The 12,425-nt window shown below is 71.3% G+C and carries 13 protein-coding genes and 1 riboswitch; of the genes, 4 read left to right on the top strand and 9 right to left on the bottom strand.

Features of this window, described 5'->3' with window-relative positions; genetic code table 11:
* Positions 1-764 (bottom strand): S1 family peptidase (locus ABT116_RS19395; RefSeq protein WP_351634991.1); only part of this gene is annotated, 764 nt, incomplete at its 3' end.
* Positions 765-931: 167 nt separating this feature from the next.
* A complete protein-coding gene (locus ABT116_RS19390) occupies positions 932-1,351 on the bottom strand; it encodes a CU044_2847 family protein (RefSeq protein WP_351634988.1) in 420 nt (139 codons plus the stop codon).
* A gap of 321 nt (positions 1,352-1,672) precedes the next feature.
* Between ABT116_RS19390 and ABT116_RS19385 the strand changes: the two genes are divergently transcribed.
* A complete protein-coding gene (locus ABT116_RS19385; protein WP_351634985.1) occupies positions 1,673-1,825 on the top strand; it encodes a hypothetical protein in 153 nt (50 codons plus the stop codon).
* 25 nt (positions 1,826-1,850) lie between these two features.
* Here ABT116_RS19385 and ABT116_RS19380 read toward each other — a convergent pair whose 3' ends face one another.
* Complete coding sequence (locus ABT116_RS19380) at positions 1,851-3,044, bottom strand: MBL fold metallo-hydrolase (protein ID WP_351634981.1); 1,194 nt, start codon at positions 3,042-3,044, stop codon at positions 1,851-1,853.
* A gap of 140 nt (positions 3,045-3,184) precedes the next feature.
* Between ABT116_RS19380 and ABT116_RS19375 the strand changes: the two genes are divergently transcribed.
* Together ABT116_RS19375 and ABT116_RS19370 are read left to right on the top strand one after the other, a co-directional pair.
* A complete protein-coding gene (locus ABT116_RS19375) occupies positions 3,185-4,363 on the top strand; it encodes a Glu/Leu/Phe/Val dehydrogenase dimerization domain-containing protein (RefSeq protein WP_351634978.1) in 1,179 nt (392 codons plus the stop codon).
* A 171-nt stretch (positions 4,364-4,534) separates the two neighbouring features.
* Positions 4,535-5,146 carry a TetR/AcrR family transcriptional regulator gene (locus tag ABT116_RS19370; protein ID WP_351634975.1) on the top strand — a complete coding sequence of 204 codons (612 nt, stop codon included), beginning with the start codon at positions 4,535-4,537 and terminating at the stop codon, positions 5,144-5,146.
* Positions 5,147-5,321: 175 nt separating this feature from the next.
* Here ABT116_RS19370 and ABT116_RS19365 read toward each other — a convergent pair whose 3' ends face one another.
* From ABT116_RS19365 to ABT116_RS19350, 4 genes are all read right to left on the bottom strand, one after another.
* Positions 5,322-6,107 (bottom strand): SGNH/GDSL hydrolase family protein, encoded by a 786-nt coding sequence (locus ABT116_RS19365; protein WP_351635003.1) that lies wholly within the window; start codon positions 6,105-6,107, stop codon positions 5,322-5,324.
* Positions 6,108-6,252: 145 nt separating this feature from the next.
* Positions 6,253-6,969 carry a DUF6250 domain-containing protein gene (locus ABT116_RS19360; protein ID WP_351634972.1) on the bottom strand — a complete coding sequence of 239 codons (717 nt, stop codon included), beginning with the start codon at positions 6,967-6,969 and terminating at the stop codon, positions 6,253-6,255.
* A gap of 195 nt (positions 6,970-7,164) precedes the next feature.
* Positions 7,165-8,094 (bottom strand): peptidoglycan DD-metalloendopeptidase family protein, encoded by a 930-nt coding sequence (locus tag ABT116_RS19355; RefSeq protein WP_351634969.1) that lies wholly within the window; start codon positions 8,092-8,094, stop codon positions 7,165-7,167.
* Positions 8,095-8,098: 4 nt separating this feature from the next.
* A riboswitch (cyclic di-AMP (ydaO/yuaA leader) is annotated at positions 8,099-8,253 on the bottom strand.
* 316 nt (positions 8,254-8,569) lie between these two features.
* A complete protein-coding gene (locus ABT116_RS19350) occupies positions 8,570-10,645 on the bottom strand; it encodes an alpha-galactosidase (RefSeq protein ID WP_351635000.1) in 2,076 nt (691 codons plus the stop codon).
* A 179-nt stretch (positions 10,646-10,824) separates the two neighbouring features.
* Between ABT116_RS19350 and ABT116_RS19345 the strand changes: the two genes are divergently transcribed.
* Complete coding sequence (locus ABT116_RS19345) at positions 10,825-11,622, top strand: tyrosine-protein phosphatase (protein ID WP_351634966.1); 798 nt, start codon at positions 10,825-10,827, stop codon at positions 11,620-11,622.
* Positions 11,623-11,638: 16 nt separating this feature from the next.
* On the opposite strand, the gene ABT116_RS19340 is transcribed toward ABT116_RS19345, so the two are convergent.
* The gene (locus ABT116_RS19340; RefSeq protein ID WP_351634962.1) at positions 11,639-11,758 is read right to left on the bottom strand and encodes a DUF6126 family protein; all 120 of its coding nucleotides are present in this window, start codon (positions 11,756-11,758) and stop codon (positions 11,639-11,641) included.
* Positions 11,755-12,393 carry a helix-turn-helix domain-containing protein gene (locus ABT116_RS19335; RefSeq protein WP_351634959.1) on the bottom strand — a complete coding sequence of 213 codons (639 nt, stop codon included), beginning with the start codon at positions 12,391-12,393 and terminating at the stop codon, positions 11,755-11,757. Before ABT116_RS19335 ends, ABT116_RS19340 begins: the two co-directional genes overlap by 4 nt.
* Positions 12,394-12,425: the final 32 nt, after the last annotated feature.

Genomic DNA, 12,425 nt, shown 5'->3' with positions numbered 1-12,425 from the left:
CCGGCCAGGGCCAGGGAGGACTTGCCGGAGCCGGAGGGGCCCACGATCGCGGTCCAGCGCTCACCAGCGACCATACGGGCGACCGCCTCGGACTCAGCCAGGCGACCGTGAAAGACAGCGGCGTCGGCCTCCTCGAACGCCAGCAGCCGTCGGAACGGCGACGGTGGCAGTACGAGGTTTCGCAGTTCGGGCCAGGCGTCCAGCAAGCCGGTCGTGGGGATCAGGTAGCTCGCCGGGGGCTCGTCTGCCTCGGCCAGCGCCATCATGCCGACGACGCCGTTGAGTTCCTCGTCCCACACCGGGCTGCCGCTGAAGCCGTGGGAGACCGGGTAGCCGCCCTCCGCCAAATCGGCCTGAACCCATCCGTCGGCCTGCCGCGCGCGGAGCAGAGCCGAGTGCCACACGCCCCCGGGGCGGTTCGCGGGGAAACCGAAGACCCGCGCAGGGTGCCTCCACACCTCCGGTTCGTCCACCAGGCGGATGGGCCGGCCGCCCTGCAGTCGGGCTTCCAAGCGCAGTACGGCCACGTCTCCGGCACCGGACGGCCGCGGGGGAACCCAACGCTCGACGCCCGCCATGACGTGCGGCACGCCGACCGCGGCACCGTCCGGCGCGCTTCCGGCCGGGGCCCGCAGCAAGGGCAGCGTCACTGCGATGCGGGCGTCGGCGGCGGGCTCGGTCTCCGCTGGGGTACCAAGCGCCGCGTTGATGACATGCGCGCAGGTCAGCGCCACATCATCGGTGACAAGGAAGCCCACACCCACCGGTTCGCCCTGTCGGCCCCGGATTTGGAGCACTGCCGATTCCAGGGCCCTGGTGCCCCCGTCGGCGGCATGAACGTGGACCGAAGACTCCTGCCTGGAAGAATCAACCGTCGAGGCGTCGGAACCGGCCGGGTCAGGCGTCGCCCCGTCCGGCCGCTCGAACGCCGTCATGGCGTGGGCTCGCCTCCCGTCGAAGCGCCTGTGGGATCAGCCGAGGGTTGGCGCCAGACGAGCGCGACCTTGAAGTTGGCCTGCGCCGAAGTGCTGGAGATCACCACATCGGCTTCGGCCGACAGAGCAAGGCCGAACTCGACGCTGATCTCGTCCGGTCTGCGGGTCATGTCCTGGAAGCCGTCGACGAAATTCTGGGCGACCGGTCTGACCGCCGCCACCATCTCGCCCAATGAGCGGGTGGCCCGCGCAACGACCTGTCCCGGCCTGGCGACCCTGACCAGGCCGTCTCCCTTCGCCTCGATCTGCACCTTCACCATCTCTGACTGCCCGTCCGCCCCGGCGACCGGCACTTCCACGAGATAGACCACCGTTTCCCCCTTCGGCCACACCAGTCTCCGCCAGTCCTGCTGCACCGCATGATCCCTCTTCTTTCAACTCTCGCAAAAGAGGGGGGAGTTAAGTCGTCAAGGGCCGCAGCATCTACATCCAGTGACTCAACCCTGACGCGAAAAGGCGTAGCGGCGCGATCGCCGCAGGGGCAGACAGGGGTCCCGGGCCCGCACCGCACACCGCGCCACACCCGTCCACCACACCCGTCCACCGCCGCCGGCGCACCACGCAGATCGAGGTCCTCGAGCGGCTGGTCGGCATCCGCGTCCAGCAGGCACCGCCCATGCCGGTCGCACGCCCGCTGCCAACGCGGCAGGTACCGCACCGCCCGCACCACCCAGCCCGTGCCCAGCAGCATGGTGCAGACCTCGGCCACCGCGCTGGATGTCGTCGACTACCGTGCTAACCAGGCCGGCGAGATCACCGCCATCGACGACCTTCAGAACAACAGCACACACCACCCGCAGTGCTTCGCCTACGACTCTTCCAGCGCCTGACCCAGGCATGGACCAACACCGCCGGTCACCGCTCCCCCGCGAGGTCGAGATCTTGCCTGGGGACCTCGGCAGCAGCCTGCGTCGGCTGGGGCCGACACCATGGGTGAGCGATCGGATGGGACACTCCACGCCACCACGCCTCCACCGGGAGCTTCCCCGCCGGCTCGAACGGCTCACCCGGCCGCGGAAGCGCCACCGCCTGGCCGGCCTCCTCGGCCGCATCCTTCGTCCACTCCCCCGGCTCCGCCCACGCGTGCGTCGCCAGGTTGAACGTCCCCCAGTGGATCGGCAGCAGCACCCCACTCGCGCCACCGCCCTGCAGGTCAAGGTGGGCCTGCACGCCCTGGAAAGGCGTCATGTGGATGTCGGGCCAGAAGTCCGAGTACGCGCCGATCTGGATCATCGTGGCGTCGAACGGCCCGTGCTCTGCGCCGATTTCCTTGAAGCCGTCGAAGTAGCCGGTGTCGCCGCTGTGGTAGATCCGGTGCTCCGCACCGGCGACGACCCAGGAGGCCCACAGGGTGTGCTGGGTGTTGCGCAGCCCCCGGCCGCAGAAGTGCCGGGCCGGGGTGGCGGTCAGGGTGAGGCCGCCGATCTCGGTGGACTCGTGCCAGTCCAGCTCGCGCAGCCGGCCGGCGGACACGCCCCAGTGCTCCAGGTGCGCGCCGACGCCGAGCGGCACGGCGAACAGCGTGTCCGTGCCCGCGAGTGCCTTGATGGTGGGCATGTCCAGGTGGTCGTAATGGTCGTGCGAGATGACCACGACGTCGACCGGGCCGAGGGCGGCGAGCGGCAGGGGCACGGGGTGCAGCCGCTTGGGGCCCGCGAAGGAGAAGGGGGAGCAGCGCTCGCCCCACACCGGGTCGAACAGGACGCGCCGGCCGTCCACCTCCGCGAGCACGCTGGAGTGTCCCATCCAGGTCAGCCGGAGCCCGGTGGCCGGGGGCCGGGCGATGTCGGCGAGGGCGGTGGGGTGCACCGGGACGGTGCCCCTCGGGGCGCGGCGGGGCCGGGTCTCCTTGTCGAAGAAGACCTTCGCGAAGTCCAGGGTCGAGCCCGAGGGCCTGGTCCGCGCGGGGCCGCCGGGGTTCTGGAAGACCCCGTCCTTGAAATGGGGTGATCTGCGGATGCGCGCCATGCGCTCACCGCTCGGGTCGGCGCCGAACGCCCCGGGCTGCAGCGCACGGAGCCCGGAGCTCAGGGTACGGAAACCGGCCACGGTACCTCCAGGTGGAGTCGGTCAGGCTTTCCATTATGGTCGGCCCCTCCGACAACACCGGATCACAGGGGCCCCACCGGAAGCGAATCCGGGGCGATACTGACTCACTATTCAGTAACCCGCTTGACGAAGGAGCCCGGATGGCCACCCCCCTGTTGTCTCTGACCTGGACCGATCACCTCACGGGACGGCAGGGATTCCTGGTCGTCGACCGGCTGGTGCGCGGGGTCGCCAGCGGCGGTCTGCGGATGCGCGCGGGCTGCACGCTGGACGAGGTCACCGGCCTCGCCCGCGGCATGACCGTCAAGGAGGCCCTGCACTACGACCCGGCGAGCCGCTACGTCCCGCTCGGCGGCGCCAAGGGCGGCATCGACTGCGACCCCCGGGACCCCGGGGCGTATCCGCTGCTCGTGCGGTACCTGCGCGCGATGCGGCCGTACATAGAGAGCTGCTGGACGACGGGCGAGGACCTGGGACTCACCCAGGACCTGGTCGACCGGGCGGCGGCCGAGGCGGGGCTGGTCTCCTCGATCCAGGCCGTGTATCCCCTGCTCGACGACGAAGCCGAGGCCCGGCGGCGGCTCCGGGACGCGTTCGCGGTCGAGGTCGACGGCATCGGTCTGGACGAGCTGGTCGGGGGCTGCGGTGTGGCCGAGGCGACCCTGGCCGCCCTGGACCGTGCCGGGGTGCCGCGCACCGGGGCCCGGGTCGCCCTCCAGGGCTTCGGCACCATGGGCGGGGCCACCGCGCGCTTCCTCACGCGCGCGGGGCTCACGGTCGTGGCCGTCGCCGACCTCAAGGGCACGATCGCCAACCGGGCGGGCCTGGACGTCGAGGCGCTGCTCGCGGCTCGGGACGCCCACGGCACGGTGGACCGTTCCGCACTGCGCCCCGGCGACCGCGAACTGCCGGGCGACGCCTGGCTGGCGGCCGACGCGGAGGTACTGGTTCCGGCCGCCGTGTCGTACGCGATCGACACCGGGAACCAGGAGCGGATCACCGCCCGCTGGGTCGTGGAGGCGGCCAACATGCCCGTACGTCCGGAGGCGGAGCTGCTGCTGACCGCGCGCGGGGTGACCGTGCTGCCGGACGTCGTGGTCAACTCGGGCACGAACGCCTGGTGGTGGTGGACGCTGTTCGGGGACATCGGCGCCGACGCGGAGGAGGCGTTCGCGTACACCCGCCGCTCGATGCGGGCGCTCGTGGAGCGGATGCTGGCCCGCGCGCTGGCCGACGGGACGACGCCGCGGGCCGCCGCCCACGCGATCGCGGCGGACCGGCTGCCGCTGATCGCGGAGCGGTTCGGCTGGTTCCGGTGACGCTCCCGCCCGTCTGCTGGACGGCTGGTGCCGGTGACGCCCCCGCCCGTCTCCTCGACGGCTGGTTCCGACAAGGCGCACGCCGCCTCCTCACGGCTGTCGCCGCGGACCCTGCCGGGCAGGCCGAAACGCCCCGTCGAGGGACCGCGCGGCCGTGGGTAGGGTGACGGCGTGACGAGAGTCCGGTTGAGTGTGGCTCAGCGGCGCGGGGATCTGTTGCGGGCCGCCATCGAGCAGATCGAGGCGAGGGGTGTGGCGGCGGTCAGGATCGCCGACGTGGCCTCGGCGCTCGGCGTGAGCAACGCGCTGGTCCTCTACCACTTCTCTTCGAAGGAGCAGCTGGTCGCCGCCGCGTTCCGGCACGCCGCGGAGGGCGACCTGGCGCATCTGCGCAAGCTGCTCGGCCGCCGTTCGCCGGCGCTGCGCCGGCTGCGGTCGGCCGTACGGTGGTACGCCCCGACCGGGCAGGCCAAGGGCTGGCGGCTGTGGATCGAGGGCTGGGCGGCGGCGCTGCGCGACCCGGCGCTGCGGGAGGTCGCCCAGGATCTCGACCGGCAGTGGAAGGCGGCCCTCGCCGAGGTCATCGCGGAGGGCGTGGCCGCCGGTGAGTTCCGCTGCCCCGACCCGGCCGGCACGGCCCTGCGTCTGACCGCCCTCCTCGACGGTCTCGCCGTCCAGCTGACGTCCTACGCCGGTGCGGTGCCGCGCGCCCGGGCCCAGGAGTGGGTGGAGGAGGCACTGACCCGCGAGTTGGGCCTGACGGCAGAGCGGCTGACGCCTTAGACGGTGTCTTTCGGATCATGCCGGGCCCACGCGGGCTCACCGGCACGGCTCCGGCACCGTCACTCCGGGTCGGGCCGACCCGAAAACCATGACCCGCCCTGAAAGCCACCACTCCTGTGCGTGCGGGCCGCGTCGATGTCGCACCCGGCGCGGCCCGCACGTGCAGGAGCCGCGCTCACGCCACCGAGGCGATCCGCATCCTGATGTCGTCCGGCGACAGCACCCCCTTGGCCGTCACATGGTCGCCCGAGGACTCCCCGCGCAGCCGGCGCCCGATCCACGGCACGAGGAACTCGCGTGCCCAGGCGACGTTGTCACGCCGCATGTCGAGAGCGCCGCGCGGTGGCAGTGGTGGCCACGCCTGCTCGGGGTCGGCCGGCACGTCGAGGCCGAGCACCTGGCCCGCGCGCAGCGCCACGCGTGTGTGCCCCTCGGGCGACAGGTGCAACCGGTCGGCGTCCCAGGCCCGGCGGTCCTGCACGCTGCGCAGGGACCACAGGTCGAGCACGGGGCAGCCGTACCGGTCGGCGATGGCCCGGACGTGTCCGTTGTACGTGGCGATCTTGCCGCGCAGATGCTTGAGCACGGGCACGCCGCGGGTGTCGAACCCGGTCGTCACCATCACCGTGCCGGACACGGCGGTGAGTTGGACCAGTGCCCGCTCGAAGCGCTCGGCCACCTCGTCGGGGTCGGTGCCGGGCCGGATGATGTCGTTGCCCCCGGCGCAGAACGAGACGAGGTCCGGGGCCATGCCGACGGCCCGCGGAACCTGGTCCGCCACGATCTGGTCGAGGAGCTTTCCGCGTACGGCGAGATTGGTGTACCGGAAGTCGCCCTCGGGCCTGCGGTCGGCGAGCAGGACCGCGAACCGGTCGGCCCAGCCGACGAACGCCCCGTCGGGGCCGGGGTCGCCGACGCCCTCGGTGAAGCTGTCCCCCACCGCCACGTACGACCCGATCACTGCTTTGCTGTCACTCTTCGAATCGTCTGCCACAGCAGCCCATGATTCACCTTCGAATGTGACCTACGCGACCGTAGGAAAGGGTTGACGGGCGGTGATATAAGCCACTCCTAAAGTGTTCGCCAACTCCGGAATACCCCGCTTGTCAGGGATGTTTCGGGGTGAGCCGCCAGACCCGGAATCCACTGATCCGGAAGTGGCTCCAGACGGTCCGGAAGGCGAAATGGCCACCGGTGTAGGGCTGCGGATCGGTGTGGTCGAAGACGAGCCGCCCGTTGTTCCACCATCGGACCATGGAACCGTCGGACACGATCCGCACCCGGTTCGGCTCGCCCGGCACCAGCAGCGGCTCGGTGTAGTCGAAGACCAGGGGACGGACGCCGGGTTCGCCGACGTAGCGGCGCAGCCGGGTCGTGGTGTTGTAGTTGGCACCGTAGCCCGCGTAGTACGTCGTGAGGTGGTCGTACTCGTCGAGGGCTCCGCCGCGCGGTGTCGCGAAGAGGTCGTCCGGCGAGCGCACGTCGGTCGCGTTCCAGAAGTTGTTGAGGTCCGAGACCCGGTCGTTGACGCCGCCCTCGGAGACGGGGGTCGCGGTGTATTCGAGCACGTAGGGCCCCTCGAGCCGCTGCCTGAACCACACGGTCGCGCCGCTCGGTACGTCGATCTCCAGTGTGCCGCGTGAGGCGGTGACGGTGCCGCCGTCCTGGAGTTCGGCCGCCCATTGCCCGAGCCCGTGGCAGAAGTCGTCGCGTGCGATGAGACGGCGGTGCGGGGACGCGGCGTGCGCGGGGGCCGTGGGGGCGAGGGCCGCCAGGGCGGCTCCGGCGGCCAGGGCTCCGAACGCTCTGCGGGTGGTCGGCACGGTGACACCACTCCTCGGGATCCGCCGGGAAGGCTCTGGAAAGCGCTTGCACTCCGGCCGTGATCACTCTGTCCCAACTGCCGCCGCCTGTCGATCCCTTGGGGCGAGCGACGGCACGCGCTCACACCGAAGGCCGGACCCGGGGATCGGGGTCCGGCCTTCGGTCGCGTGTCAGGCAGGTGGTCGTGCGGTGGGTCAGCCGACGGAGACGCCGTGCGAGCGCAGGAAGGCGACCGGGTCCACGTCCGAGCCGTAGTCCGGCGTGGTGCGGATCTCGAAGTGCAGGTGCGGTCCGGTCACGTTGCCGGTGGCGCCCGACAGGCCGACCTGCTGCCCGGCGGTCACGGTCTGGCCGGCCGACACGGAGAGCTGGGACAGGTGGGCGTACTGGGCGTAGTAGCCGTCGTTCAGCTTGATGACGACCTGGTTGCCGTAGGCGCCGCCCCAGCCGGCGGAGACGACCGTGCCCGCGCCGACGGCCTTGAGGGAGGTGCCGGTCGGGACGACGAAGTCGACACCGGTGTGGTAGCCGCTGGACCACATGCTGCCGGACATGCGGTACGGGGTGCCGACGGTGGCACCGTCCACCGGGAGGGCGTACCCGCCGGCGTTGCTCTCGGCGGCGGGCTTGGCGGCGGCCGGCTTCGCGGCGGTCTCGGCCTTCGGGGCCGAATCGGCGGCGGACGGCTTCGGGGCCGAGGCCTTCGGGGCAGAGGCCTTCGGCGCGGACGGGGCCGAGGACTTCGGCGCGCTCGCGGCCTTCTTGCCGATCGACAGCTTCAGGCCCGGGTGGATCAGCGACGGGTCGGAGCCGACGGCGTCACGGTTGTCCGCGTAGAGCTTCTTCCAGCCGCCGCTGACGTTCTGGTCGTCGGCGATCTTCGCGAGGTAGTCGCCGGCCTTCACGGTGTACGTGCTGGCGCCGTTGGCCTTTCCTGCGGCCTTCTTCTCGGCGGCCGGAGCGGACTGGACGGCCTTTTCCGGAGCCGACTGCGGGGTCGCGGCGTGAGCGCCGGCGGCCCCCATGAGCGGCAGGGCGAGGGCGGCCCCGCCGGTTCCGGCGACGGCGATGGAGCGGGTGAAACGCTGGGTCTTGGGGCGGCGGTGCTTACCCTTCGCGGGCATGGCGAATTCCTCTCCGTCGCCTGCGAGGTGAGCTGTCGGGTGCGGGCTGGAGATGCCCGGCCGCGCCGTGGCGCGGCTTAACCCCAAGCCGTTCCGGGAACCGGAACAGGCGTCTTACCTGTGGGTCCCCCGCTCCTGCCGTACGTCGGGTCAGTGTGTGCGGGCTCCGGGCGGCGGCAGGATTAGGCGTCCGTCCGGATTGGTGTGGAACGTAAGCGACCACGACGCAATAGGACAAGCTTGCGGTTGCCTGTGACGGTGTTTTTCTTGACGCGTCGCCACATATGCCGTCACCGAGCGTGGATCACCGATCCCCCGCTCCACTCAATGGCCCTGAAAATTACGGAGATTACGTGAACATGGCGACAGCACATCGTCACGAATATGACGATGGTCACGCACCCCGACCTCATCTCCTTTACGATCGGGGCACGTTATCCCTAAGCGGCTAAAATTCCCTATTCGGACACAATGACTACTTCCGCTTAAGGCGGACGATCGCGGCGTCCAGATCCCCGCGCAAACCGACCCGCAGTCCATGGTGAAGCAGCACGGCCCCTCGGTGAACTTCGCCCGTTTCAGGGCATTCATACGATTCTGTCGGGTCAAGGCCGCGCAGCCGGAGCGTCGGAACGGGCTCGCCGTAGCGCTGCGCCTGGAGCCAGGCGAAGACGACGGTCTCCTCGCCGAGGACGTACTGGACGGCGCTCAGCCCGCCCTCCGGAGGCCGCAGCCGGTACTGGTCGCCGCGCTGCACCACGGGCCGGATCTCCTTGTAGAGCCCCACCCACTGCGCCGCCTCGGCGAGCTCCTCCGGCGTCCACTTCGTGAGGTCGCCGCCGACCCCGAGCACCCCGGCCATGGCGCTGACGAACCGGAACCGCAGCGAGCTGGCCCGGTGGTTGAGCATGGCGTTCGGGCTGTCGGTGACCCAGGCGGCCATGACCCGGGCCGGATGGATCTGACTGAAGCCGTGCTGGATGGCGAGCCGGTCGAGGGGGTCGGTGTTGTCCGAGGTCCACACCTGGTCCGTGCGGCTCAGCACACCGAGGTCGATCCTCCCGCCGCCGCCCGAGCAGGACTCGAAGGCCACCCCCGGGTGGGCGGCCCGCAGCCGGTCCAGCAGGGCGTACAGGCCGTGCACGTGGTCGACCCACAACCGCTGCGGGTAGGCGTCGTCCGGCCAGCCGGCGTCGGTGAAGCAGCGGTTGAAGTCCCACTTCACGTAGTCGATCGGCGCACTGGAGAGGAGCCCGTCGAGCTGCTCCCACAGGTACTCCCGGACGTCCTCCCGGGCGAGATTGAGTACCAGCTGGTTGCGGAACTCCGTCCGCTTTCGTCCCGATTGGTACTGCACCCAGTCGGGGTGCGCGCGGTACAGGTCGCTGTCCGGGTTGACCATCTCCGGCTCGACCCAGATCCCGAACTGCATCCCGAGGCCGTGCACATGGTCGGCGAGCGGCTTCAGCCCGCCCGGGAAGCGGTCGGGGTTGGGGGTCCAGTCGCCGAGCCCGGCCCGGTCGCTGGTGCGCGCCCCGAACCAGCCGTCGTCGACCACGAACAGCTCGACTCCCATGGCGGCGGCCCGCTCGGCGAGCTCCCGCTGCTGCTCCTCGGAGATGTCGAACTCGGTGGCCTCCCAGGAGTTGAACAGCACGGGCCGGTCCCGGCCGGCGTCCGGGATCACGTACGCCCGCTGGTAGGCGTGCCAGGCGCGGCTCGCCCCGCCGAATCCGCCGTCGCTGAAGAGCCCGGCGAAGACGGGGGTCGTGTACGACTCCCCGGTGCCGAGCGTCAGCAGTCCGGAGTCGTCGTAGCCGGCGCCGCCGGTGATCTGCACGCGCGCGTCCGGGAGCTGGGCCACGGCGATGCGCCAGGACCCGGACCAGCCCAGGGCGCAGCTGTAGACCTCGCCGCGCTCCTCGGTGGCGTCGGTGTCGAGGGCGACCCACGGCAGGTGCTGGTGGGAGGTGTGGCCGCGACGGCTGCCGATGACCTTCTCGCCGTGGGTGAGTCCGGAGCGGGTCAGCCGGGACTCGGCGCCCCAGCGGCCGTGCAGCTGGGACAGACGCCAGGTGTCGCGGTCGGGCAGGGTCCAGGTGGCGGAGTCGGCGCGCAGCAGCTCGACGGCGGGCCCCTGGTTGTCCAGCGTCACCCAGCGCTCGACGACATCCGCCGAGGGGCGCATCCGGTAGTGCAGGGTGACGGCCAGGTCGCCGTCACGGAACCGGAGTCTCAGCTCGCCGTCCTCGGCGTCGTGCCCCTCGTAAGCCCACTCGGTGCCGCGCCGCTCGGCCGTGCGTACGGACAGGGCGGGGCGGACGAAGCGGGGGCCGCCTTCGACCGGATACTCCTCGCGTCCGTCGAGCGGGGACTCGAAGGGCCAGTAGTCCGGCAGCGGCCGGACGGCGAGGGCCTCGGCGTCGGCCAGGCCGATACGGGGGCCCCAGTGCAGGTGCAGCAGCTCGTCCCGGTCGGTGACATGGACGGCGTAGCTGCTGGCCGGCCCGGAGAGCACCCATGTACGACCGTCTTCGGAGATGTCCAGCATCATGCCCTCACATATTCGAACAAGCCCGACCAGGTGCGACCAGGCGGCAACATCATCAGGGGCTGTGGGGCCTCCGGGCAACGCCTGTGGACAACTCATTGCCCCAGGCAGGCATGTCGTATCGTCGAGAGACGCCCGTCGACGAGCCGCGCCGGCGGCGCCGAAGGGGAGGAGCCCTCGTGACACAGCAGGTCCCGTCGACCGAGCCCGAGCTGGCCGGAGTGCGCAACTTCCGTGACGTGGGCGGGCTTCCGACCGTGGACGGACGGCGGGTGCGGCAGGGCGTGCTGTTTCGCAGCGGCCACCTCGCCCATGCGACCGGGGAGGACGCGGCCTTCCTGACCACGCTGGGCCTGCACACGATCTTCGACTTCCGCAACGCGGCCGACCAGAAGCTCGAAGGGCCGGACGTCGAGCTGCCGGGCGTGCGCAATGTGAACCTGCCGCTGAGCGACCCCGCCGACGGCGCCGAGTTCTGGAAGATGGTCCGCGACGGCGATCTGGACCAGCTGCGCGAGATCCTCTCGGACGGCAAGGGCGCGGGCCGCATGATCGCCTCGTACCGCACGATCATCAAGCACCGCACCGACGAGCACTCCCGGGTGCTGCACGCGCTCGCCGAGGACAGTGTCCCCGCGCTGATGCACTGCGCGGCGGGCAAGGACCGCGCGGGGCTGTCCGTCGCGGTGACGCTGCTCGCCGTGGGCGTCGAGCGCGAGGCGATCGTCGAGGACTACCTGAAGTCGAACGCCAAGCACCGCCGGTACAAGGTGCACCGCTCCAGCTCCGCGGCCTCGGCCTACTCCCCCGAGGTCATGGAGCTGCTCAGCCCCCTCTTCGACGCGCGCGCCGAGTACCTGACGGCGGCCTTCGACACCATCGAGGAGACGTGGGGCGGCGTCGACACCTACCTGGAGAAGGGGCTGGGGCTGTCCGCGGAGACCCGGGAGCGGCTGCGCGAGCGGCTCCTCGACTGAGGTGCGCAAGTGGGGGCTACTTCGCCCCGACCTCGAACAGCAGGTACACGAAGGCGGCGAAGACGTGGCCGGCGATGAGGTAGATGAACAACCTCACCCACAGGGCGCGGGGGAACTTCTCCTCCATGTCGCTCATGACACGTCTCCGGGGGTGGGGCCCAGGCACAGGGCGGCCGTGGGGCTCTGCAGCAGGGTGTGGACGAAGAGCAGGTCGACGCCGTCGTGGTCCTCGGCGGCGATCCGGTGCGGGGTGAGCGAGTCGAAGTGGGCGCTGTCGCCGGCCGCCAGCCGGTGCGTGGTGTCCCCGAGGCGCAGCCGCAGCCGGCCGCGCAGCACGTGAAGCCACTCCTCGCCGGGGTGGACCCGCACGATGTCGCCCTGGGAGCCGTGGGGGACGTGGACACGCAGGGCCTGCATCCCGCGGCCGGGGGCGCCGGCCTGCCAGTAGGTCCAGCCGCCCGCCGCGGTCGGTTCCATGTCGGCCGCGCGGATGACGGCGTCCCGGTCGGCGACCGTCTCGCCGAGCAGCTCGGCGACGGTCGTACCGTAGATGCGGGCCAGTGCGAGCAGCATCGGCAGTGAAGGCTGGCGCTGCCCGGTCTCCAGCCGGGAGAGGTGGGCGGGCGACAGCCCGGCGGCGCGGGCCGCGGCCTCCAGCGTCAGGGAGGCCTGGCGCCGCAGCGCCCGCAGCTGGGGCGCCACCACGGCGGGCAGCGCAAGGTCGGCCGGCGAGTCGGCCCCGTGGGGCCGCTCGGTCTCGGAGGAGCTCATGCCTCCATTCAGCCGGACGCTTGCCTCACTGA

It is taken from the genome of Streptomyces sp. NPDC002130, from assembly GCF_040296465.1.
GTDB lineage: Bacteria > Actinomycetota > Actinomycetes > Streptomycetales > Streptomycetaceae > Streptomyces.
The sequence above is the reverse complement of the archived record's forward strand: the minus strand, read 5'-3'. Positions and strand labels throughout refer to the sequence as shown.

Coding starts and splice junctions, on each gene's coding strand:
- ABT116_RS19350 (WP_351635000.1), bottom strand. CDS start 10,645: ATGCTGGACATCTCCGAAGACGGTCGTACATGGGTGCTCTCCGGGCCG.
- ABT116_RS19375 (WP_351634978.1), top strand. CDS start 3,185: ATGGCCACCCCCCTGTTGTCTCTGACCTGGACCGATCACCTCACGGGA.
- ABT116_RS19340 (WP_351634962.1), bottom strand. CDS start 11,758: ATGAGCGACATGGAGGAGAAGTTCCCCCGCGCCCTGTGGGTGAGGTTG.
- ABT116_RS19335 (WP_351634959.1), bottom strand. CDS start 12,393: ATGAGCTCCTCCGAGACCGAGCGGCCCCACGGGGCCGACTCGCCGGCC.
- ABT116_RS19355 (WP_351634969.1), bottom strand. CDS start 8,094: ATGCCCGCGAAGGGTAAGCACCGCCGCCCCAAGACCCAGCGTTTCACC.